The following is a 23,385-nucleotide window of genomic DNA, read 5'->3' as shown; positions in this document are numbered from 1 at the left end:
GGATCTCCCCGCTTCTCTTTCTCCCCATACGGCAGCAGCTGCCGTATGGGTTTTGTTTATCCGCAGAGTCTGCCGCGGGCAGTGCGCCGGCGCAGCAGGTACAGGACCGCCAAACGGTGCAGGCATAAACAGGCAGCGGCAGCCTGGCAGAGTGAAACGGCCAGATACCGGGGCGAATCCCAGGCAATGCCGCCGCCCTCTGCCGGCCTGCTTAACGAAACAGACCATAACCAAAGAGAGGGGATGCCGAAAGCCAGTACGGCAGTCAAGCCCAGTGCGCGAAAAACGCCGACAGGGAAGTTTCTACAACGCTAAAACATTTTTCAGAGGTCTGAACGTCTTCGGTGGCTTTGGCAAAAACCTATCGGGCTACATCATACCGTAATTCGGGCCGCTGCCGCCCTCGGGGCAAACCCAGCGGATATTTTGGGTTGGATCTTTGATGTCGCAGGTTTTGCAGTGAACGCAGTTTTGCGCATTAATCTGCAGCCGCGGCCTGCCGTTTTCTTCCACGATTTCATACACGCCGGCCGGGCAGTAGCGTGTTTCGGGGGCGGCGTATTCCTTGAGGTTTACGTCAACCATGGTCTGCGGATTTTTCAGCTTCAGATGCGTAGGCTGGTTTTCTTCGTGGCTGAGGTTGGCGAGAAACACGCTGCTCATACGGTCGAAAGTGAGTTTGCCGTCGGGTTTGGGGTAGTCGATGGGGCGGGCTGCGGCGGCTTTTTTCAGGGTACGGTGGTCGGAGGCGTGATGCTTGATGGTCCACGGCATTCTGCCTTTGAACAGATATTGTTCCAACCCGGTGTAGGCCATGGCGGGAAACAGCCCCCATTTGAAAGCGGGGCGGATGTTGCGGGCGGCGCGAAGCTCGCGATAGGCCCAGCTTCGTTTGAACAAATCTTCGTAGGCATAGGCAGTTTTGCCGACGGTTGCCGCTTCGGCGGCTTCGGCGCTTTCCAACACGGAAAATACGGCCTCGGCCGCCAGTATGGCCGATTTCATGGCGGTGTGTATGCCTTTGATGCGGGGTACGTTTAAAAAGCCTGCCGCATCACCCACCAGCACGCCGCCGCCAAAAGCAAGTTTGGGCAGGCTTTGCAGGCCGCCTTCAGTAAGCGCGCGTGCGCCGTAGGCGATGCGCCGCCCGCCGGTAAAGGTTTTGCGGATTTCGGGGTGGGTTTTGAAACGCTGAAATTCTTCAAACGGCGAAAGATAGGGATTTTGATAGTCCAAACCCACCACAAAACCTACCGCCACACGGTTGTTGTCAAGATGATAGATAAACGAGCCGCCGTAGGTTCGGGTATCGAGCGGCCAGCCGGTGCTGTGCACCACCAGCCCGGGGCGGCATTGGGCGGCAGGCACTTCCCAGATTTCTTTGATGCCGATGCCGTAGGTTTGCGGCTGGCTGTCGCGCTCGAGCGCGTATTTTTCAATCACTTGGCGGCTGAGCGAGCCGTGGCTGCCTTCGGCAAAAATGGTTTGCTGCGCCCGCAACTCCATGCCGGGCTGAAACATTTCGGTGGCTTCGCCGTTTTTGCCCACGCCCATATTGCCGGTGGCAATGCCTTTCACCGAACCATCGGAATGGTAAAGCACTTCGGCGGCGGCAAAGCCGGGGTAGATTTCCACGCCGAGGCCTTCGGCTTGTCCGGCCAGCCAGCGGCATAATGCACCCAGGCTGACAATATAGTTGCCGTGATTGTTGAAATTGGGGGTAACGGGCAGCTTGAAGGCTTTGTTTCGGGTGAGAAACAGCACTTGGTCGGCGGTTACGTTCAGGGTGAGCGGCGCGCCTTGGGCTTTCCAGTCGGGCAGCAGCTCATCGAGCACGGCGGGGTCGAAAACCGCGCCCGATAAAATATGCGCCCCCACTTCGGAGCCTTTTTCCACCACGCAAACGCTGATTTCGCGGCCGGCCTGCGCGGCAAGCTGCTTGAGCCTGATGGCGGCCGACAAGCCCGCCGGGCCCGCGCCAACGATTACTGCATCATACTGCATACTGTCGCGTTCTATGGTTTCGGTCATATTGTGCTCCTGTTGTGCGGCCGCGCCTTGTCCGCTTCTGTGCCGCCGTGCGCCGCCCCGGGCAGTATGAAAACAGGCGGCCGGGAGATTTCAAACGGCCTGATGGGGTATGGAAAATGGCGGATTATACCGCATCACAAGGCAGAACAGCCACCTACTCGCAAAGGAGTGGCAGGCTTTTGCGCCGCGTCAAACCCGTGCCGGGCAAAACTTGGAAACCGAAGCCGTCTGAAAATTATCATGACGCCGTCCCGCCTATTTTCAGACGGCCTGAAGTTTGATTTTCAAACGCGGTCGAAATTTCAGAACAAGCCGAACGGCCGGGCCGTCTGACAATTATCTTGAATCCGTTTTGCAGGGTCTTCAGACGGCCTTTGTTTTCAGCACGGCGGTGTTGGTTTGAAAGATACGCGGCGGGGTGGGGAGCAGGGCCGTCTGAAAACAGCGGCTGCCCTTTGCCCACCCGCCTGCCGTTTCGGGTTCAGATTGCGGTTTTGCCAAAGCCGGCGGGGAGTATGCAGGGGCGGTTCGTTAAGGCCGTCTGAAAGCATCTTGCAGTTTTTCAGACGGCCTCGGGTTTATTTCCAATCGCAGCGGGCTTTCAAAATAAGGCCGAACGGCCAAGCCGTCTGACAATTATCTTGAAACCGTTTTGCAGGGCTTTCAGACGGCCTTTGTTTTCAGCACGGCGGTGTTGGTTTGAAAGATACGCGGCGGGGTGGGGAACAAGGCCGTCTGAAATTATCGCGGAACTACCCCCTGTTAAGGTTTTCAGACGGCCTGATGCACTGTGGTTTGGTGCGTTTTCGGGTAACAGCTATTCGGGCGGGTGGCGGACAATCTGCGCGCCGGTGGCGGCCAACTGTTTCAGCGCATCAGCCCAGGCCGCGTCTATCAGGGCGCAGGCGTTGCCGGCGGCTTTGATGCCGAATTCGATATGCGGCGGGACGGTATTGCCGTTGCTGCTGCAGCCGCCCAGGTTGGGCAGGCTGAAAGTGTGTATGCCGGGGTATTCGGTTTCGAGATAATCCATCAGCGGGGCAATGCGCGATTCGGGCATATGGGGCAGCCACACCGAACGCTGCCCGCTGCGCACGGAGTGGAAGCGGTCGGCATAATAGGTGTGCAGCACCCATTCTGCCATCGGGTGCGCCATCACGGGAAAGCCGGGCATAAAGTAATGGCTGCGTATCGAAAACCCGGCAACCGAATTGTAGCTGTTGGGTATCAGGACGGAGCCTGCAGGGAAGTCGGCCATCTGAAGCCGCCTTTGGTGTTCAGGCGAACCGGGGCTGCTGCCTTGCCCGGCCGACAGGCTGTTTATCAGCGCCGCTGCCTCCGGGTGGCGGACCAGCGGCACATCCAAGGCATCGGCAGCGGCCTGCCGGGTGTGGTCGTCCGGGGTGGCACCGATGCCGCCGGTGATAAAGGCAGGTAGGCCGTCTGAAAAACTGCGGCGCAACTGTTTGGCCAACAGCGCCCTGTTATCGGGCAGATATTGCACCTGCCCCAAACGCAGGCCGCGTGATTCCAGCAGCTGCTTGAAAAAGGCGAAGTGTTTGTCGCGGCGGCTGCCGTGCAGAATCTCATCGCCGATAATCATTAAATTGAAATCAATCATGGCACGCAATTTCCATCGATAAAGCATGAATTATTGGATAGGCCGTCTGAAACCGCCCCGGGCTGGACGAACAGGCAGATTCATACAATAATAAACCGTTTTCGAGCCGTCTGAAACGGCATTTCCATATTCGACAGGATTTCCCATGAGCCAGCATAACCATACTATTTTGCAAAGCCTGCCCGCAGGCCAAAAAGTCGGCATTGCCTTTTCGGGCGGCCTCGATACTTCCGCCGCGCTGCTGTGGATGAAGCTCAAAGGCGCGCTGCCCTATGCCTACACCGCCAATCTCGGCCAACCCGATGAGAGCGACTACAACGCCATCCCGAAAAAAGCCGAAGAATACGGTGCCGAAAAAGCCCGCCTGATCGACTGCCGCAGCCAGCTTGCCCATGAAGGCATCGCCGCGATTCAGTGCGGTGCCTTCCACATTTCCACAGGCGGCACCACCTATTTCAACACCACGCCGCTTGGCCGCGCCGTAACCGGCACCATGCTGGTAGCCGCCATGAAAGAAGACGATGTACATATCTGGGGCGACGGCTCCACCTATAAAGGCAACGATATCGAACGCTTCTACCGCTACGGCCTGCTCACCAACCCCAACCTGCGCATCTACAAACCCTGGCTCGACCAAACCTTTATCGATGAGCTGGGCGGCCGCCAAGAAATGAGCGAATTCTTAACCGCCCACGGCTTCGATTATAAAATGTCGGTAGAAAAAGCCTATTCCACCGATTCGAATATGCTTGGCGCCACCCACGAAGCGAAAGATTTGGAATTTTTAAACAGCAGCATCAAAATCGTCAAACCGATTATGGGCACGGCCTTTTGGGATGAAAATGTGACGGTAGCGCCCGAAGAAGTGCGCATACGCTTTGAAGAAGGCATGCCGGTGGCTTTAAACGGCCAAGAATTTGCCGACCCCGTTGCCCTCTTTCTCGAAGCCAACCGCATCGGCGGCCGCCACGGCCTGGGCATGAGCGACCAAATAGAAAACCGCATCATTGAAGCCAAATCGCGCGGCATCTACGAAGCCCCCGGCATGGCATTGCTGCACACCGCCTACGAACGGCTGCTTACCGGCATCCACAACGAAGACACCATCGAACAATACCGCATCAACGGCCTGCGCCTCGGCCGCCTGCTCTACCAAGGCCGCTGGTTCGACAGCCAGGCACTGATGCTTAGAGAAACCGCGCAACGCTGGGTGGCCAAAGCCATCACCGGCGAAGTCACGCTCGAACTGCGCCGCGGCAACGACTATTCGATTCTCGACACCGAATCGCCCAATCTCACCTACGCCCCTGAACGCCTGAGCATGGAAAAAGTGGAAAACGCCGCCTTCACCCCGCTTGACCGCATCGGCCAACTGACCATGCGCAATCTCGACATCACCGACACCCGCGCCAAACTCAGCCTCTATTCGCAAACCGGCCTGCTCCCGTCGGGAAAAGGATTAGTGCTGCCACAATTGGACAATCACAAAAAATAAGGTTTATCGGATAGCAGTGGCCGTCTGAAAACCGTCTGCCAAACTTTCAGATGGTCTGATATATCCCCCCTCCAAAAAAAAGGATCCATTTTGACATTCTCTCTTGACAAGGTGGAAGGGCGCAAAGGTCATCAGCCTGCCGCACCGTCACGCCCGAACCCGAACGCTGTTTCACACCCTACACCGTCTGCGTATTCTGTGAATCCAATGATGATTACGCTTGTCTGCAAACCGTTAATCCTCCTGCCCGAGCCCCTGACTTGACGGACAAAACCTTATCCGAAGCGGAGCATCCGGCCGTTTGGTCACTCGCGAAATGATGGGTATGGAACCTGTCAAACGCCGGGCCGGCATCAGGCAAAGAAGGCGGGCGTGAACTCCTGGCGAGTCCGTTTCAGACGACCACAACCACGTTTTCCAGCCGGAAATCGCCGCCATGCCGTTTCAGATTGCCGCCCATCCCGCCTTTTGCCGGATTCACCGCCCGTCAATATGCCGGCGTCCGATGCCTCCCCGCTTTGCCGGCGGGGACGGCCGAAAAAACGCCCGCTTTTTATCAACCGCCTTCCCGGGCCGGCCATCGGTCAGCAGGCGCTTGCAGACGGCCGAATCGCAAACTGGCCCTGCATGACTTTCTGCCCTGCGCCCCGCGCCGACTGCCCAAACGGAGCGCAAAGGTTGTCTGAAACCGAGCAAGGACAGCCTCCATCGGGAGGAAAATGCCCGGAAAAAAACGGCACGCCGCCATCACGGCCTTGACGGGGTTGTTCCGTCTTCGGGCCGGTCGCAAACCTGACGAAGGGGGCAATAGTGCATCATCCACAAATCATTGTTTTCCATCATTTTTATTCCCGATGCGACAGGCTTCGCCACCCGCATCCCCATCACGGCGGGCAAACGGTTTTCGGGTGGGCGCGGCAAAGTATGCCGCCGCATCGGCCGCTGTTTCCGCCTTGCATTTCCGATGCCGGCTGCGCCGCCTGCGGGGCAGGGCCGCAAGCCCCACGCCCGGTTTATACCTGCATGGCTTGCCGGCAGCCGCCTGAAAATGCACCGTTTTCAAACGGTATCGGCAGCGGTTGTCCAACCTGAGAGACCCGCTGCCCGTTTCAACCGGCCGGCAACAGTGCCGCAGGCCGAAACCTGTAGGCGCACCGCCGCCTGCATTTCGTGCAGCCACGGCGGCCGCACCTGCTGTGCCGTGCCGCTCAAAAAAAACGGCACGGAAATGTGCAGGGCTGCGTTGAAAAAGCCTGCCGTTCAACAGCATAAAGACAACCGATACGGGTCGTCTGAAAGCGCGCAAGGGAGTGTCTCGCCTCCATCAGGCGGAGCAATGCCGGTAAGAGGGAAACTGCCCGGCCTGAATGTATGGCGGATACGTTGAAGCCGGGGAACCGTTCGGGCTTTAAGCAGAAAGGCCGTCTGAAACGTTTCAGACGGCCTTGGTTTGTTTCAGTCAAAGGCGGATCGGGTTAAACCACGCCTTGCGCCAGCATGGCTTCGGCCACTTTTTTGAAGCCTGCGATATTGGCTCCGTTTACATAGTTCACATAGCTGCCTTCGCTGCCGTTGGCCACGCAGTTTTCGTGGATGTTTTCCATAATGCCGAACAGGCGGCGGTCTACTTCTTCGCGCGTCCAAGAAAGGCGGATGTGGTTTTGGCTCATCTCCAGTCCCGAAGTGGCTACGCCGCCTGCGTTGGAGGCTTTGCCCGGCGCATACAGGATTTTGGCTTTGACAAACGCTTCGACCGCGCCCAGTGTAGAGGGCATATTGGCACCTTCGGCCACGCAGAAACAGCCGTTGGCCAGCAGGGTTTGGGCATCGCTTTCGTCAAGCTCGTTTTGGGTGGCGCAGGGCAGGGCCACATCGCAGGGAACGCCCCACGGTTTTTGACCGGCAAAGTATTCCAGCCCCTGCTCTTTGGCGTAAACCGACAAACGCTCGCGGCGTACTTCTTTCAGCTCGATTAGTGCTGCCAGTTGCGTTTCGGTCATACCGTTGTCGGCGAATTTCACAAAGCCGTTGGAATCGGAAACGGCCAGCACTTTGGCACCGAGCTGAATCGCTTTTTCGGCGGCATATTGCGCCACATTGCCTGAGCCGGAAATCAAAACTTTCTTGGCCGCCATGCTGTTGCCTTTGGTTTTGAGCATATTGTCGGCAAAATAAACTGTGCCGTAGCCGGTGGCTTCTGGGCGGATCAGGCTGCCGCCGTATGCCAGGCCCTTGCCGGTGAGCACAGAAGTGAATTCGTTGCGCAGTTTTTTGTATTGGCCGAATAAAAAGCCGATTTCGCGGCCGCCCACGCCGATGTCGCCGGCGGGCACATCGGTGTCGGCACCGATATGGCGGTAGAGTTCGCTCATAAAGGCTTGGCAGAAGCGCATTACTTCGCCGTCGCTCTTGCCTTTGGGGTCGAAGTCGGAACCGCCTTTGCCGCCGCCCATCGGCAGCGTGGTCAGCGCGTTTTTAAACACTTGCTCGAATGCCAGAAATTTCAGCACGCCCAAATCCACGGTGGGGTGGAAGCGCAGGCCGCCCTTGTAGGGGCCGATGGCCGAGTTCATCTGTACGCGGTAGCCGCGGTTTACCTGCACCCGGCCGTTATCGTCCACCCACGATACGCGGAACATAATCACGCGCTCCGGCTCAACGATGCGCTCGAGCAGGCCGTGTCGGGTATATTGCGGGTTTTTCGCCAAGAAAGGGGCGAGGCTGCCGAATACTTCTTCAACGGCTTGGTGGAAAACGGGTTGGTTGGGATCGCGCTGTTTGATTTGCTCAAACAAACTGTTCAGATTTACAGACATAGGTCTCTCCGATTCAGATGGGTTGAAATGACAGAAAAAGAAATTCAAATAAGGCTATAAGGTTAATTGTGGAATGGGTTTGTGTTCATTCCATTGTTCGAAATATAAACGCCTTTTGCGCCATTTGCCAAGCGGAAATTAAGGAAAATTGTTAGCGATTTTCAGACGGCCTAAAATGATTTTGGGTTTTATATGTTTTAATTTTATATATTTTTAAAATATAAATTTTTTATTTTTTATTAAATGAAATATAATTTCAATTATTGATTGGCGAAAAAATAAAAAACAGCCGAAATTTTATTTTTCAGGTTTGATTTGCCGCAGAATTTTGCGGCCGCCAATCATCGGGCAAAGTGTTATACAATCCGCTTGCGATGATGCCCCCGTAGCACTTTTGAAAAACTGCAAGGAAACTTATGAAAGCCTATTTAGACCTGATGCGCCATGTGTTCGAACAGGGCACCGACAAATCCGACCGCACCGGCACCGGCACCCGCTCGGTGTTCGGCTACCAGATGCGTTTCGATTTGAGCGGAGGCTTTCCGCTGCTTACTACCAAAAAGCTGCACTTGCGCTCGATTATCCACGAGCTGCTGTGGTTTTTAAAAGGCGACACCAATATCAAATATCTGAACGACCACAACGTTTCGATTTGGGACGAGTGGGCCGATGAAAACGGCGATTTGGGCCCGGTTTACGGTTACCAGTGGCGCAGCTGGCCGGCGTCCGACGGCCGCCATATCGACCAAATTACCAACCTGATTGACCAAATCAAAAAAAATCCCGATTCCCGCCGCCTGATTGTTTCGGCTTGGAACCCCGCGCTGGTGGACGAAATGGCTTTGCCGCCCTGCCACGCGCTGTTTCAGTTTTATGTTGCCGACGGCAAACTTTCATGCCAACTTTACCAGCGCAGCGCCGATATTTTTCTCGGCGTACCGTTCAATATCGCCAGCTACGCGCTGCTCACCCTGATGATGGCGCAGGTGTGCGGTTTGCAGCCCGGCGAATTTGTGCACACCTTCGGTGATGCCCATCTCTACAGCAACCACTTCGAGCAGGCCGAAGTGCAACTCAGCCGCGAACCGCGTGTGTTGCCGCAGATGAAGCTCAATCCCGAGGTAAAAAATTTGTTTGATTTTACATTTGAAGATTTCGAACTGACCGGCTACGATCCCCACCCGCACATCAAAGCTGCAGTGGCAGTATAAATTGCCGGATAAGGGTTTGCCGGTGCCGGCATAACGGTGCGGCATTTGCCGGCACACCAAAATCCATTTGCAGCGCGGTTTGTTATTAGGTTTGTTAAATTGAGGTTTTCAGACGGCCTGCAGTCTAGGCCGGGGTTGTGGCGGCAGCACACCATTTCAGCCCTGAAATTTTGATGTCCGCCATGCACGGGGCGGGCACCTGCCGTTTTTTATGAAAACTTCCAAAATCACAAGGCATCCTCAAAAAACAAGAGGGGCAGGTGGCACAGGTGTTTTTGCAGGTGTGCCAATAAATTCTGCAAAGGCAAATAAATTCTGCAAAGGCAAAAGGCCGTCTGAAAGCACGATGAAGGCAGTTAAGATGAGTAGATTGACCTTAGTTTCCCGCAACAAAATGTTTAACGGCAGCCATGAGCGTTACCGTCATTTTTCCGAACGCGGCCAATGTGAAATGACGTTTGCCGTTTATCTGCCGCCGCAGGTGCTGCAGGGTTACCGTGTGCCGGTTTTATATTGGCTCCCGGGCTTGGCCTGCGCCGGTGAAAACTTCCCTCTGTGGTCGGGGGCGGCGCGTTTCGCGGCTCAATGGGGAATCGCTTTAGTGATTCCCGATGCCCCGGTACGCGGTGCAGGCGCAGCAGACAGTGCCGGCTGCGGCTTGGGGCAGGGTGCAGGTTTTGATGCCGATGCCCTCTGTGGGCTGTGGGCGGCACATTATCAGATGTGCCGCTATATCGAAAACGAATTGCCGGCCTTAATCGAAGCGCATTTTCCCGCGAACGGCCAGCGCAGCATTGCTGGCCACGGCATAGGCGGTTACGGTGCCTTGCAGACTGCCCTGAGCTATCCCAAACGCTATGCGGCGGTTTCTGCTTTTGCGCCGGTTACCGACCCGGCAAAAATGCCGTGGGGGCAGAAAGCCGTTGCTGCCCGCTCGGGCGGCAGCCCGGAAAGCCGGGCGCAATACGGCATCACCGAGCTGGTGCAAACCGCCGCCGGCAGGCTGCCGGTATTGATCGACCAGGGCAGCGTCGATGAGTTTTATCCGCACATACTGCAGCCGCAGCCGTTTGTGGATGCTGCACGCGGCAACGGCTTTAACGTGCAGTTTAACCTGCGCGAAGGCTACGGCCACAATTATGATTTTATCGCCACCTTTATCGACAGCCATATCGAGTTTCACGCCGATGCGCTGGGTTTGTGATTTCAATGGCGGTGAAAACCGACAAAGGCCGTCTGAACGATATTTTTCAGACGGCCTTTTAGCGGGCTAAAAAGCATCCCGTGCGGCAAACCTTTTAAAATCAGTGCCGCTGTCGGGCAACGCGGTTCAATTTTTATTTCTCCTGCCGGCAAAGGGCAGCAAATACAGTTGCGGCATCGGCAGGACGAAGCGGGCTGGCGCAGCGCAAGGGTTGGGTTTTCCCGCTCTTTTGCAGTTTTTTTAAGGCACCGCCATACCCCAAGGATTCAACGCCGCTTTTTCACAAAAAGCATTGCAGCAGATCGTTGAGAAACCGCCGGCCGGTTTCAGACGGCCTGAAATACAGCGGGTCCGTCTCCAACAGGCCTTTTGCCTGCGCAGTCTGAATCTGTTTGGTGATTTGGGCGGCGGGTATGCCGGTGCGCTCTTGCAGCCGGGCGGCGGGCACGCCGTTGGTGAGGCGCAGGGCGTTCATCATAAACTCAAACGGCAGCTCGGCGGCAGGCACGGTTTTGCGCACGATGCCGTCTGAAACCCTGCCGTGCATCGCGGCCAGATAATCGTTGGGATGGCGTTTGCGCACGGTGCGCTCGATGTGGGTGGGATAGGAAATCTTGCCGTGCGCGCCGGCACCGATGCCGAGATAGTCGCCAAACTGCCAATAATTGAGATTGTGGCGGCAGGCGTGGCCGGGGCGGGCGAATGCGGAGGTTTCGTAGTGTGCGAAGCCCGCTGCTGCCAGTGCGCCGTGAACGGTTTCTTCTATGTCGGCCGCGGCTTCGTCTTGCGGCAGGCCGCCCGGAGGGCTGTGGCCGAACGGGGTGTTCGGCTCCATGGTGAGATGGTAGGCACTGATATGGCTTGCGCCCGAAGCGATGGCGGTTTGCACATCGTGCAAGGCCGTCTGAACGGTTTGGCCGGGTAGGGCATACATCAGATCGATGTTCACCCGTTCGAATATATTCTGCGCGGCTTCAACGGCCGTTAAGGCTTCGCGGTGGTTGTGGATGCGCCCCAAACTTTTCAGCGCGGCATCGTTGAAACTCTGCACGCCGATGGAAAGGCGTGTGATGCCCGCGTCTTTAAAACCTTGGAATTTTTCTTTTTCAAATGTACCGGGGTTGGCTTCGAGGGTGATTTCGGCCTGCGGTTGCAGCTTCACCAGCGAACGTATGCCGCTGAGCAGGCGGTCTATCGAGGCCGTCTGAAACAGGCTGGGGGTGCCGCCGCCGATAAACACGGTTTCCACCGCCCGCCCCCAAATGTTCGGCAGCTCGCTCTGCAAATCGGTGAGCAGCGCATCGATATAGGCATCTTCGGGCAGGCCGCTTTTGGCCTGATGGGAATTAAAATCGCAATAAGGGCATTTGCGCACACACCACGGAATATGGATATAAAGCGACAAAGGCGGCAGGGCGCTGAGACGGCCGGCACGGGAAAAGGTGATGGTATTCATGGGGTAATAAAGTTTGCGGGGCAGCTGGCAAACAGTGTTTCAGCTTCGCGGAAACCGGTTTCCTTCTGGAAACTGCGTTTTAGCTTCGCAGAAACTGTGTTTTCAGACGGCCTGAGGGTGGCAAAATATTTGGACAATTGTTTGGATTGCTGCCGGCGTTATTGATGCCCGAAAGCCGTTTTACCAAGCAGGCTTAAGGCTGCGGATACAGCAAATCGATTTTCTTTTCCAACGTTTCCAAAGCCAAAGCGCGGTGGCTGATGCGGTTTTTGGTTTCGGGGTCGAGTTCGGCGGCAGTGCAGCCCGGTTCGGGCAGGAAAAAATGCGGGTCGTAGCCGAAACCGTTGCCGCCGGCGGGCTTGTCCTGCCATACGCCGCGCCAGATGCCCTCGGCAATCAGCGGCTGCGGGTCGTTTTCGTGGCGCACCAGCGCCAGCACGCAAACGTAATAACAGTTTTTGTCGGCTTTGCCGGCCAGTTCGGCAGAAAGTTTGGCGTTGTTGGCGGCATCAGATTTCGGATTTTCACCCGCAAAGCGCGCCGAGTAAATGCCGGGTGCACCGCCTAAGGCTCGGGCGCAGATGCCGCTGTCGTCTGCCAAAGCAGGTTTGCCGCTGTGTTTGCTGGCGTGGCGAGCTTTGGTGATGGCATTTTCAATAAAGGTAGGATGCGGCTCGGGGCATTCGGGCACGTTGAAATGGGACTGCGGCAGCACTTCAATGCGGCACCGGGCGAACCAACGTGAAAATTCTTTCAGTTTGCCTGCGTTGCCGCTGGCTAAAACGATTTGGTCAAACATGGCGGTTTTCCTGTGGTCGGGCAGTCTGGGCAGCCTTGTTGCGATGATTTTGGCGGATATAGAGCGCCAGGCAGGCAATCTGCCCGAACACGGCAGCAAAAGCAAACAAAAAGGCGGCAACGGCAAATTGTTTGCTTCCAATCGAAAGCAGCCAGCTTCCCAGCAGCACCAAAGCCATAAACAAAACAGTGGAAAAGGCAGTGCCGAGCAGATAGGTTTTGCGGGCGTTCATTAGAAATGGGCAGGTCGGTTTCAGAGATGTGCATCATAACACAAACAGTATATATAGAAGTATCAACGCCGTTGTGTATTCAATCGGTAACAACCAAGCCGTGCCCTGCTTTTGCGGGACACTTTTGTATTTGGTATCTGCATTGATGTGAACCCATAACGGGATTTTATAGTATTCTATTTGGTTTTCTGGCAGATACAAAGCGGTGGCTGCCGGCTTTGGCCTGCCTGGGTGTGTATTCGCCGTAATATCCAAATGCACGGTAAACCGTGCCGTCTTGAGCATGTCCGAAAATCATGCAGCCGTTGTTTCGGCAGATAATGCAAGCTGTCCGGCATCGAAAGTGTAAGCAACCCGACCTTTTCCAACACACCCATCGTCTGCAACTGGCAGATAACCGCGGGCAAAGAAAAAGTGTTCCCATGCGCCGGAAAACCGATTGGGGTGATCGAGGCGGGAGCTGCTCTTTCTGCCCGTCTGTCGGGAAAGGGGGCGATACGCGCCGATGATCCATGAAACGCCCTTCTGGTTTTGCCTCTGCCAGATAAGGTGGGCGATACGACAGGCCGCGTCCTCCTGTACGGGTGGCCATTGTTGGATAAAAAGGGGACGATACGCGTGCACGGTGGTGTTTCCATGCCGCTGCTCCCGAAAACATTGCCGCCCGCCTGCTTTGCCTGTGCTGGTTCATCATTTGGCAGTTCCATATCCATCATTTCACGCACGGCCAAACGGCCGAATGTTTCCGATTCGGATAAGGTTTTGTTCGGCAAAACAGGGATTCGGGCAGGAGAATTGACGGCTTACAGACAAACGCAATCATGATTTGATGCACGGAATACGCGGACGGTGTAGGGTGAAACAGCGTTCGGGATCGGGCGTGACGGTGCGGTAGGCTGATGACTTTTGCCCCCCCTTCCATCTTGTCAGGGGAAAATGTCAAAATGGATCCCCTTTTTTGGGGGATGTATCAGGCCGTCTGAGGTTGAAACACATTTTTAACATGCTTATGATGAGGTGGTCGATTCAAACAAAGTGGTGGGTCTTGAAAATCAAGATGGTGCAAACCGATTCTGCGGCCGCTTTAACGGTTTGCCAAACCGTTCGCGTTAGTTTGAAGCAGAATGCTGTATTGTTATGATGGGCTTTACTGCTTTTTCCGTCTGCCTTTTTATGGGCAGGGGTTGCTGATTTCGGCGTGTACGGCATCTACCGCTTTGACGACATCGTCCGAAAGCACTACTTCGGCGCTGGCGATGTTTTCGCGCAATTGTTCCAACGTGGTGGCGCCGATGATGTTGCTGGCTAAAAATGCCTGTCGGGTTACGAAAGCCAGTGATAAGGCTGTAAGGCTCAAACCGGCATCTTCGGCAATTTTTGCGTAACGTTCCACCGCTGCAAAACCTTGCGGTCTGGTATAACGTTTGAAACGCTCAAACAAGGCCAAACGGCTGTTTTCGGGCATGGCACCGTGGCGGTATTTACCGCTCAACACGCCGAAGGCCAGCGGCGAATAAGCCAGCAGCGGTATGTTTTCGCGCAGCGAAATTTCGCTCATGCCCACTTCGTAACTGCGGTTGAGCAGGTTGTAGGGGTTTTGCACCGAAGCGACCCGCGGCAATGCGGGAGCGGCTTCGTGCCGGTTCAGATAGCGCATTGTGCCCCACGGGGTTTCGTTGGATAAGCCGAACGCGCGGATTTTGCCCTGCCTGACCAGTTCGCCCATGGTATCGACAATCTCGCTTATCGGCGTGAACCGTTCGTTTTCAGCCAGCGCCGACACGCCCAGCCTGCCGAAAAAGTTTACCTGCCGCTCGGGCCAATGCAATTGATATAAATCGAGATAATCGGTGTTGAGCCGTTTGAGGCTGTCTTCACAAGCCTGGATAAGCTGCGCGCGTGAAAAATCGTTGCCGCCGCGGATATAGTTGTCGAGATTATTGGCACCGGTGGGGCCGGCAACTTTGCCGGCCAGCACGAAATCATCACGCCTGCCCCGCCTCTTAATCCATCTGCCGATATATTGCTCGGTGCGGGCATAGGTTTCTTTGCGCGGCGGCACGGGATACATTTCGGCGGTGTCGATAAAGTTTACGCCGTTGGCCAGCGCATAATCGAGCTGTTCGTGCGCCTGCGCTTCGGTGTTTTGTTCGCCCCAAGTCATGGTGCCCAGGCAGATTTTGCTGACCATAATGCCGCTTTTGCCGAGTTTGCGCTTTTCCATACGGTTTCCTTTCGTTTGATGAATGTAAATTTCGTTTTCTGTTGGAGGCGGCTAACTGCTTGTGCGCGGCAATTGCCTGCTGTTGCCGCCTACCCAAAAACTTGGCGGAACCCCACTCGATACCGCACACTCTCCCAGGCTGTCGGGCAGGCGGCTTGGACAGCGCACGGATATGCTGCCTTTGCCCTCGCGCAGCCATGGCATTTTCAATCAGAGTATCGCGGTGCAGTTTTAAGGTTGGGTGTGCCGTGAAGCAGGCTGCCGTTCATATTTCGGGGGTATCGGAAGTATCGGGCTTTATTGTACGCCATTTGCGCCGGTGCTGCCTTTCAGACGGCCTGTCGTGAACCGGCTTCATGCCGGCACGGCAGGGCTCAAAGCCAATGATGATATTAAGATACTGAAATGCCGATAGAATCAATTCCGCGATGTTGGCTTGCCTGCGGTTTGCCGTGTATCAAAATGGATTGCTTGCTATTGCGTTTCGGCACGGCCGCTGCCTGTGTTTTACAAATATAATGTTATACAGTATCATTTATGCTTTTCAGCCTTGCAGGCAAACGCAAGGCCGTCTGAAAGAGTGTTAAGCATGAATTCCATTTTACTCACCGGCCTCGCCCAGCGTCTGCTGCCGGCCGCTGCCGCCCTTACTTTGCTGTGGGGTGTTTATTTTTGGGCGGTTGTATGAGCATTTTGGTTGAAAACCTCACCGTAAGCTACCGCCGCCGGCCGGCCGTCCATCATTTGAACACCGAATTTGCCGATGGCTGTATGTGCGCAGTGTCCGGCCCCAACGGAGCGGGCAAATCCACCTTGCTCAAGGCGGCGGTGGGGCTGCTGAAGGCCGACACCGGCACGGTGCGCCTTATCGGTTTGCGCCGCCGGGACATCGCCTACCTGCCGCAACAGTCCGATATCGACCGCAGCCAGCCCATCAGCGTGTTTGAGTTGGCGGCAATGGGGCTGTGGTATGAAATCGGCTTTTTCGGCCGGGTTGATGCCGGGCAGCGCCGGCGGGTAACGGATGCACTGGCGCGCGTGGGCATGGCCGGCCTGGCCGACCGCCCGATCGCCCATCTTTCCAACGGCCAGTTTCAGCGCGTTTTGTTTGCGCGTATGTTGGCGCAAGATGCAAAGTTTCTGCTGCTTGACGAGCCGTTTAATGCGGTTGATGCCAAAACCACTTATGCGCTGCTCGATGTTTTGCGCCGCTGCCACAGCAACGGCCAGTCTGTTGTGGCGGTGCTGCACGATTACGGGCAGGTTCGGGCGTATTTTCCCGAAACGCTGCTGATTGCCCGCGACAAAATCGCCGAGGGTGCCACCGAAAAAGTGCTGACCGAAACTTTTCTGCAACAGGCCGATGCCGCCATGCAGCGGCACGCAACGGCCGATTGGTGCGAAACGGCCTGATGAAACCGCGTGTGCAATCTGTTTCAGACGGCTGCAAACAGATTCAGGCCGTCTGAAAACCGCCCGCCTACTATCCGATAAACCGCCGCCTGATATTTCAGACGGCCTTTGGCTGCCAATATGAATCTTTACGAGTTAATCACTACTCCGTTTGCCGAATTCGACTTTATGCGCTACGCGCTCGCATCGGTGGTGTGCCTGGCGCTCAGTGCCGCGCCGGTGGGCGTGTTTCTGGTGATGCGCCGCATGAGCCTGATCGGCGATGCTCTCAGCCATGCCGTGCTGCCCGGCGCCGCTGCCGGCTATATGTTTGCCGGATTGAGTATGCCCGCCATGAGTGCGGGCGGTTTTGCGGCGGGCATGCTGATGGCGCTGCTGGCCGGTTTGGCCAGCCGTTTTACTTCGCTGAAAGAAGATGCCAACTTCGCCGCCTTCTATTTAAGCAGCCTGGCTCTCGGCGTGGTGTTGGTGAGCAAAAACGGCAGCAGCATCGATCTGCTGCATCTGCTGTTCGGCTCGGTGCTGGCGGTGGATTTGCCCGCGCTGCAACTGATTGCCGCTGCCGCCAGCGTTACCGTCGTAGTTTTGGCCGTGATTTACCGCCCTCTGGTGCTCGAAAGCATAGACCCGCTGTTTTTACAATCGGTAAACGGCAAAGGCGGCTTTTGGCACGTTTTGTTTTTAGTGCTGGTGGTGATGAACCTGGTGGCAGGCTTTCAGGCGCTGGGCACACTGATGTCGGTGGGGCTGATGATGCTGCCGGCGATTAGCGCGCGCCTGTGGGCGAAAAATATGGGCATGCTCCTGCTGCTGGCGGTATTAACCGCTTTGGCGTGCGGCTTCGGCGGACTGCTGTTTTCGTATTACATCGAAATTCCCTCCGGCCCTGCGATTATCCTATGGTGCAGCGCAGTTTATCTGGTTTCGGTGTTGTTCGGCCTCGAAGGCGGCATTATCCCGAAATGGCTGCGCCATAAAAAACACCGCCGGGCGTGAACCCGGCAGTTTTTTCAGACGGCCTGATGCCTTTGCCCAAATACCCTGAGGCCGTCTGAAAGACTGAAACACCGCTGTTTTCGCGCAGTCGGGAATGGCGGCAGATGGAATGATGCCGGCGCTGCGCGGCCATGCCTTGCGGCTTTTTTTGGATTTTGCAAAGATTCAAGCTGCTTTTTTCAGACGGCCTGCGCTGTTACGGCGGGTTCCGGGCGCGGCTTAACCGCCACCCCGCTTAACAATAACTGCGCACGGAACCGGTGCAGCCACCGCTTCGGCGGCCGGAAAAACCGTTCTCTTCGGCTCAGGCGGACAATGCCTTAACACAAGTCAAACGAATCCACCATAAAGCCGCGCCGGCTCCGTGCCGGTTGCAGCGTATGCGGCCTTGCTGTGATTTTTTGCAGCTTGGCCATATTGACAACCCTATATCAAAGGAGTGCACAATGAAACATTGGAAAACCGGCCTGACTGCCGCGCTGTTATCCGGCAGCCTCTTTGCCGCCCCGATCAACGTAGTGGCCAGCTTCAGCATTTTGGGCGACATTGCCAAACAAATAGGCGGCGAACGCGTGGCCGTGCAGAATTTGGTCGGCCCCGACCAGGATTCGCACGCCTACCATATCACCAGCGGCGACATCAAAAAAATCCGCAATGCCAAGCTGGTGCTGATGAACGGCCTGGGGTTTGAAGGCGGCAGCGTCCAACGCGCGGTGAAACAAAGCAAAGTGCCTTACGCCGAAGCGGCCGCAGGCATTGCCGCGCTCAAAGCGCCCGAAAGCGGCCATGCGCACGGCCACGGCCATGATCATGCCCACGACCACCATCACGGCGGATACGACCCCCACGTTTGGGCCGACCCCGTGCTGATGCGGGCCTACGCCCAAAACGTTGCCGATGCTCTGATTCAAGCCGACCCGCAAGGTGCAGCCCACTACCGCCAACGCCTGAACGCCTATCGGGGCGAGCTGGAAAAACTCCATGCCGATGCGCAGAAATCGTTTGCCGCCATCCCGCCCAACCAACGCAAAGTGCTCACCGGCCACGATGCTTTCGCCTATATGGGCAAACGCTACCACATCCGCTTCATTTCCCCGCAGGGTGTGAACACTTCTGCCGAGCCCTCGGCCAAGCAGGTTGCCGCCATCATCCGCCAAGTCAAGCGGGAAGGCATTAAAGCCGTATTCACCGAAAATATCAAAGACACCCGCATGATTGACCGCATCACCCAAGAAACCGGCATGAAACCCGGCGGCAAGCTCTATTCGGACGCGCTCAGCAACGGAGCACCGGCCGACACCTATGTGAATATGTACCGCTACAACGTGCGCCTGCTCAGCGGTGCCATGAAATAAGCGTTTGACCGGCCGCAACCGTTCTGGCCGTCTGAAAAGCAGACAGTATCTTGCTTTCAGACGGCCTGATGGGCATGTTATCAATACATTCCGGCTCAACAACCGGCTGCGGTTTAACGCTCTTCCAGCAAAGTCAACAGCTTGTCGTGGATGCCGCCGAAGCCGCCGTTGCTCATCACCAGGATATGGTCGCCCTGCCGGGCGGCTGCTGCAACTGCCGCCGTGAAGGCATCGAAATCTTTATCTGTGTGCAGTTTGCTTCCCAGCGGGGCAAGCGCGCCGGCAGCATCCCAATCGACACCGCCTGCATAACAGAACACTTGGTCGGCTTCTGCCAGGCTTTCAGGCAGCGCGGCTTTCATGGTGCCGAGCTTCATGGTGTTGGAACGCGGCTCCAACACGGCCAAAATACGCGCCGCCCCCACTTTTTGGCGCAGGCCTGCCACGGTGGCGGCGATGGCGGTGGGGTGGTGGGCGAAATCGTCATAAACGGTAACGCCGCCGGCCTCGCCTTTGATTTCCATGCGCCGTTTCACGTTTTTAAAGGCACTCAAGGCTTCGCAGGCCGTCTGAACATCCACACCGGCGTGGCGGGCGGCGGCAATCACGGCCAATGCGTTCATGCGGTTGTGGCCGCCGATCAGGCTCCACGCTACCCGCCCGACTGCCTGCCCTTGCAGCAGAACGTCAAACGAGCTGTCTGCCGCCGCGCTGCCTGCCTGCCAGCCTGAAGCGGTGCCGAAGGTTTCAACGGCCGTCCAACAGCCTTTATCCAAGGTGTCTTGCAGACTTTGCTCGGTGCCGTTGGCAACAATCAGGCCGTCTGAAGGAATGGTGCGCACAAGGTGGTGGAATTGGGTTTGAATGGCGGCCAGGTCGGCGAAAATATCGGCATGGTCGAATTCGAGATTGTTCAAAACAGCGGTGCGCGGGCGGTAATGCACGAATTTGCTGCGTTTGTCGAAAAATGCAGTGTCGTATTCATCGGCTTCGATAACGAAAAACGGCGACTGTGAATGCGGGTCTTGGCGCGGATGCTGCGGCAGGCGGGCAGACACGCTGAAATTCTGCGGCACGCCGCCTATCAGAAAGCCCGGTGCCAAACCGGCGTATTCAAGCACCCACGCCAGCATCGAAGCGGTGGTGGTTTTGCCGTGTGTGCCGGCTACGCCCAGCACCCAACGCCCCTGCAACACATTTTCGGCCAGCCACTGCGGGCCGGAAGTATAAGGCAGGCCGCGGTTCATCACCGCTTCCACCACTTCCATGCCGCGCTTGGCTACATTGCCGATCACATAAACATCGGCGGGAAAAATATCCAGCTGTGCGGCATCAAAGCCTTCGTGCACGGCGATGCCCAAGCCCTCGAGCTGGGTGCTCATCGGCGGGTAGATTTTGGCATCGCAGCCGGTTACTTTAAAGCCTGCTTCTTGGGCAATGGCCGCCACACCGCCCATAAAGGTGCCGCCGATACCGATAATGTGGATATGTTTCATAGCTGGATTTCTGCGCGTAAAAAATGTGATTATATAGTGAATCGGCGGTGTGTCTGCGCCGCCCTGCCGGTTTTCTGCCCGATGCCTGCAGCCGCAGGCCGCGCGGTGAGTGCCAGCCGCACAAGCCCACCCCTTAATTTTTCTCGCACAACTTTACATAAATCAGTATGATAGCAACCTTACCGGCAGAAACCCGCCTGCTGCACACACTTCAGGTCTGCCGGCAGATAAAACCATATTTGAATTTTGAAGAGGTATCACCGTGTCTGATTCTAACCAATCCAAACGCGAAACCTTCTCGAGCCGTAAAGCATTTATGTTTGCCGCCATCGGCTCGGCGGTAGGTTTGGGCAATATTTGGCGTTTCCCCTATGTAGCTTACGACAACGGCGGCGGCGCGTTTATCGTTCCCTACCTGATTGCGCTGCTCACCGCAGGTATTCCCTTGCTGTTTTTAGACTACGCCATCGGCCACCGTTACCGCGGCTCGCCTCCGTTGGCGTTCCGCCGCATCAACCGCGCCTTAGAGCCTTTCGGCTGGTGGAACGTGCTGGCCAACGTGATTATCTGCATCTACTATGCCGTGATTATCGGCTGGGCAGCCAGCTACACCTATTATTCGCTGGTGGGCGCATGGGGTGCCGACCCGCAGGCTTTTTTCTTTAAAGACTATCTGCATATGGCAGACGGCGCATCCGTAGGCTTCGATTTCGTGGGCAAAGTGCTCGGCCCCTTAGTCGGCGTGTGGATTTTTACTTTTCTGATTCTCGCATTGGGCGTGCAAAAAGGCGTGGCGCGCTCATCGAGCTTCTTTATGCCGCTTTTGGTGGTGATGTTTCTGATTATGGTCGCCATCGCGCTGACCCTTCCGGGAGCGGCCAAAGGTTTGGATGCGCTGTTCACGCCCGATTGGTCGAAGCTCTCCAATCCCGGTGTGTGGGTTGCCGCCTACGGCCAGATTTTCTTCTCGCTTTCCATCTGCTTCGGCATTATGGTAACTTACTCTTCTTATCTGAAACCCAAATCCGACCTTACCGGCACCGGCCTGGTTGTGGGCTTTGCCAACAGCAGTTTTGAAGTATTGGCCGGCATCGGCGTGTTTGCCGCGCTGGGCTTCATGGCCGCTGCCGCAGGCAAAGAAGTCAGCGATGTGGCCTCTTCAGGCATCGGTTTGGCCTTTATCGCCTTCCCCACCATCATCAACCAAGCACCGTTCGGCCCGTTAATCGGCCTACTGTTCTTCGGCTCGCTGGTTTTTGCCGGCATCACCTCGATGATTTCGATTGTGGAGGTAATTATCGCCGCAGTGCAAGACAAACTGCGCCTGGGGCGCATTGCCGCAACCTTCGCCGTATGTCTGCCGATGGGCATCGTTTCGGCACTGCTTTTCGGCACCACCACCGGCCTGCCGGTATTGGATGTGTTGGATAAATTCGTCAATACCTACGGCATTGTTGCCGCCGGTTTCCTATATGTTTTAGCTTTGGCCGCCGCAAAAAAACTGCCGGTGCTGCGCCAACACATCAACACAGTTTCATCTTTTAAAATCGGCACCTTATGGTATATTTTCGTGGGCATCACCATCGCCGTACTCGGCTATATGCTGTTTAACGACACCCAAACCCTGCTGGCCGAAAACTACGAAGGCTACCCCGACTGGTTCTTAAACACTTTCGGCTGGGGCATGTCGCTGGGCTTGGTTGTGCTGGCACTGCTGCTGTCGCTGCTGCCCTGGCGCATGGAAAACAAATTCAACCCCGATGAAGCCCACCCGTCAAACGGCACCCACAAAGGAGAACAACCATGAACACCGCCGCCATCACCATGCTCGTGATAACGCTTATTATCATTTGGGGCGGGTTTATTCTTTCAGTGATACGCCTGCCGAAAGAATAACCCACCACCAAACCGCAAATCATCAAAGGCCGTCTGAAAATATTTTCAGACGGCCCTTCTTTTTAAGGGGCTGACGTAGATTGGTAATGATGCCAAGCTACGAAAATGTAGATAACCCATTGCAAATTAAGCAAGAGAGTTCAAAAGAAACTGCTTGAATTTTTTGTACCCCAAGTTACTGCCCGTTCCGCTGCCGATATTTTGGACACCCCAATTCGGCGACATTATTCTACTGCAAAATCCGCCAAGTCATCAGCCGTCATTTAACACTGCTGCCGATGAAATTTTTGACGTTCCGGTTGAGCCGGATGAAAGCTGTTCCGGCGGTCATCGCAAAGGAAAATGCGGAAGCAGTGTGGCAGGGAAAGCGGTCGTTTTCGGCATTCTGCAACGGCAGTCAGGTTATATAACGGCAGTCAGGTTATATACGGTTGTAGCCGGTAATGCCGAGTCCGAGCCATTAGTGCCTGTAATCAAAAAGAAAATCATGCCGGACAGTATCGTTTATACGGATGGCCTGAGCAGCTGTGGCAAGCCGGATGTAAGCGGTTTTACCCACCACCGTATCAACCATTCCAAAGCGTTTGCCGACTGCCAAAACCATATCAACGGCATGGAAAATTTTTGGAATCAGGCGCAGCGCGTTTTTGCGCAAATATAACGTTATTGACCGAAAATCCTTTCCACTGTTCTTGAAAAAAAGTGGGTTTCGGTTTCAACTTCAGCACACTGTTAGGCAGCTAAAAACGCTGTGTGATTGGTGTGGAATTTAGGGCTAATTTACGTCAGCTCCTAAACTGTAAGGTTGCTAGTAGCAGACAGAATAAGTCATGTAGTGGCCGGAGCAACGCTATAATTATTTCCTCATTTGCTTCAGCCTATAACGGTTTCAAAATCCCTGCCGCAGATTTTGGCTTTCTTTCAATATGGGTCTTTATAACAATTGAATTTGGTAGCTTTCAAGGTAACAGATACAGTTTTCCCAACAGAGTGAGATTGCTGATTACAGATCTGGCTTGATTGTCTTTAACGTTAAAGCAAGTGGATTGGAAGCAAATTTCAGGGTATTGGGCAACATTGAACAAGTCGGTGCTTTTCAGGTGTCCGTTCAATTGAGTGTTGTTGGGAGCTGATGATGTT

At 55.6% G+C, this 23,385-nt stretch carries 18 protein-coding genes and 2 pseudogenes; 10 read left to right on the top strand and 10 right to left on the bottom strand.

What is annotated here, in order from left to right:
- Nucleotides 1-369: 369 nt before the first annotated feature.
- The 3 genes from IR141_RS07120 to IR141_RS07110 all read right to left on the bottom strand — a co-directional run bounded on the left by IR141_RS07120 (nt 370) and on the right by IR141_RS07110 (nt 3,652).
- On the bottom strand, nt 370-2,031 hold the full coding sequence (locus tag IR141_RS07120) for an electron transfer flavoprotein-ubiquinone oxidoreductase (protein ID WP_135035190.1): 1,662 nt from the start codon (nt 2,029-2,031) through the stop codon (nt 370-372).
- A gap of 238 nt (nt 2,032-2,269) precedes the next feature.
- Nucleotides 2,270-2,494 (bottom strand): hypothetical protein, encoded by a 225-nt coding sequence (locus IR141_RS07115; RefSeq protein ID WP_135035187.1) that lies wholly within the window; start codon nt 2,492-2,494, stop codon nt 2,270-2,272.
- A gap of 354 nt (nt 2,495-2,848) precedes the next feature.
- Nucleotides 2,849-3,652 (bottom strand): molybdopterin-binding protein, encoded by an 804-nt coding sequence (locus IR141_RS07110; protein WP_135035184.1) that lies wholly within the window; start codon nt 3,650-3,652, stop codon nt 2,849-2,851.
- Between the two features lie 145 nt (nt 3,653-3,797).
- Here IR141_RS07110 and argG point away from each other — a divergent pair, with 145 nt between their 5' ends.
- On the top strand, nt 3,798-5,147 hold the full coding sequence (argG, locus tag IR141_RS07105; RefSeq protein WP_135035181.1) for an argininosuccinate synthase: 1,350 nt from the start codon (nt 3,798-3,800) through the stop codon (nt 5,145-5,147).
- Nucleotides 5,148-5,976: 829 nt separating this feature from the next.
- The gene (locus IR141_RS07100) at nt 5,977-6,534 is read left to right on the top strand and encodes a hypothetical protein (protein WP_135035178.1); all 558 of its coding nucleotides are present in this window, start codon (nt 5,977-5,979) and stop codon (nt 6,532-6,534) included.
- 88 nt (nt 6,535-6,622) lie between these two features.
- On the opposite strand, the gene gdhA is transcribed toward IR141_RS07100, so the two are convergent.
- Complete coding sequence (gene gdhA, locus IR141_RS07095) at nt 6,623-7,963, bottom strand: NADP-specific glutamate dehydrogenase (RefSeq protein ID WP_135035175.1); 1,341 nt, start codon at nt 7,961-7,963, stop codon at nt 6,623-6,625.
- A 416-nt stretch (nt 7,964-8,379) separates the two neighbouring features.
- Here gdhA and IR141_RS07090 point away from each other — a divergent pair, with 416 nt between their 5' ends.
- The gene (locus IR141_RS07090; protein WP_135035172.1) at nt 8,380-9,174 is read left to right on the top strand and encodes a thymidylate synthase; all 795 of its coding nucleotides are present in this window, start codon (nt 8,380-8,382) and stop codon (nt 9,172-9,174) included.
- 361 nt (nt 9,175-9,535) lie between these two features.
- Nucleotides 9,536-10,378: an alpha/beta hydrolase-fold protein gene (locus tag IR141_RS07085; protein WP_135035169.1), complete on the top strand. Its 843-nt coding sequence runs from the start codon at nt 9,536-9,538 to the stop codon at nt 10,376-10,378.
- A gap of 280 nt (nt 10,379-10,658) precedes the next feature.
- Here the strand turns inward: IR141_RS07085 and hemW are convergent, their stop codons facing one another.
- From hemW to IR141_RS07060, 4 genes are all read right to left on the bottom strand, one after another.
- The gene (gene hemW, locus IR141_RS07080; RefSeq protein ID WP_135035166.1) at nt 10,659-11,834 is read right to left on the bottom strand and encodes a radical SAM family heme chaperone HemW; all 1,176 of its coding nucleotides are present in this window, start codon (nt 11,832-11,834) and stop codon (nt 10,659-10,661) included.
- A gap of 193 nt (nt 11,835-12,027) precedes the next feature.
- Complete coding sequence (gene rdgB / locus IR141_RS07075) at nt 12,028-12,633, bottom strand: RdgB/HAM1 family non-canonical purine NTP pyrophosphatase (protein ID WP_135035163.1); 606 nt, start codon at nt 12,631-12,633, stop codon at nt 12,028-12,030.
- On the bottom strand, nt 12,626-12,865 hold the full coding sequence (locus IR141_RS07070; RefSeq protein WP_135035160.1) for an NGO_0222 family membrane protein: 240 nt from the start codon (nt 12,863-12,865) through the stop codon (nt 12,626-12,628). The genes rdgB and IR141_RS07070 overlap by 8 nt, the downstream gene beginning before the upstream one ends.
- Nucleotides 12,866-14,036: 1,171 nt before the next feature.
- Nucleotides 14,037-15,089 (bottom strand): NADP(H)-dependent aldo-keto reductase, encoded by a 1,053-nt coding sequence (locus IR141_RS07060; RefSeq protein WP_135035157.1) that lies wholly within the window; start codon nt 15,087-15,089, stop codon nt 14,037-14,039.
- Nucleotides 15,090-15,773: 684 nt separating this feature from the next.
- Between IR141_RS07060 and IR141_RS07050 the strand changes: the two genes are divergently transcribed.
- The 3 genes from IR141_RS07050 (at nt 15,774) to IR141_RS07040 (ending at nt 18,853) form a co-directional block, all read left to right on the top strand.
- Complete coding sequence (locus IR141_RS07050) at nt 15,774-16,502, top strand: metal ABC transporter ATP-binding protein (protein WP_135035154.1); 729 nt, start codon at nt 15,774-15,776, stop codon at nt 16,500-16,502.
- 120 nt (nt 16,503-16,622) lie between these two features.
- Nucleotides 16,623-17,498, top strand: a complete 876-nt coding sequence (locus IR141_RS07045; RefSeq protein WP_135035151.1) for a metal ABC transporter permease — start codon at nt 16,623-16,625, stop codon at nt 17,496-17,498.
- Between the two features lie 446 nt (nt 17,499-17,944).
- Nucleotides 17,945-18,853 carry a metal ABC transporter solute-binding protein, Zn/Mn family gene (locus IR141_RS07040; RefSeq protein WP_135035148.1) on the top strand — a complete coding sequence of 303 codons (909 nt, stop codon included), beginning with the start codon at nt 17,945-17,947 and terminating at the stop codon, nt 18,851-18,853.
- A 113-nt stretch (nt 18,854-18,966) separates the two neighbouring features.
- Here the strand turns inward: IR141_RS07040 and mpl are convergent, their stop codons facing one another.
- On the bottom strand, nt 18,967-20,349 hold the full coding sequence (gene mpl / locus IR141_RS07035) for a UDP-N-acetylmuramate:L-alanyl-gamma-D-glutamyl-meso-diaminopimelate ligase (protein WP_135035145.1): 1,383 nt from the start codon (nt 20,347-20,349) through the stop codon (nt 18,967-18,969).
- Between the two features lie 262 nt (nt 20,350-20,611).
- Between mpl and IR141_RS07030 the strand changes: the two genes are divergently transcribed.
- From IR141_RS07030 to IR141_RS07020, 3 genes and pseudogenes are all read left to right on the top strand, one after another.
- Nucleotides 20,612-22,156 (top strand): sodium-dependent transporter, encoded by a 1,545-nt coding sequence (locus tag IR141_RS07030; RefSeq protein ID WP_135035142.1) that lies wholly within the window; start codon nt 20,612-20,614, stop codon nt 22,154-22,156.
- Nucleotides 22,153-22,245, top strand: coding sequence for a methionine/alanine import family NSS transporter small subunit (locus IR141_RS07025; RefSeq protein WP_135035139.1), 93 nt, complete (start codon nt 22,153-22,155; stop codon nt 22,243-22,245). Before IR141_RS07030 ends, IR141_RS07025 begins: the two co-directional genes overlap by 4 nt.
- A 111-nt stretch (nt 22,246-22,356) precedes the next feature.
- Nucleotides 22,357-23,018: pseudogene (locus IR141_RS07020) on the top strand (IS1595 family transposase).
- Between the two features lie 186 nt (nt 23,019-23,204).
- On the opposite strand, the pseudogene IR141_RS14190 reads toward IR141_RS07020, so the two are convergent.
- Nucleotides 23,205-23,372 (bottom strand): annotated as a pseudogene (locus IR141_RS14190) (YceI family protein); the annotation flags it as partial.
- Nucleotides 23,373-23,385 lie beyond the last annotated feature (13 nt).

Source organism: Neisseria sp. 19428wB4_WF04, from assembly GCF_015235335.1.
GTDB classification, from domain to species: Bacteria; Pseudomonadota; Gammaproteobacteria; order Burkholderiales; family Neisseriaceae; genus Neisseria; species Neisseria musculi.
Note: the sequence above shows the minus strand (reverse complement) of the source record. Positions and strands in the feature narration are given on the sequence as shown.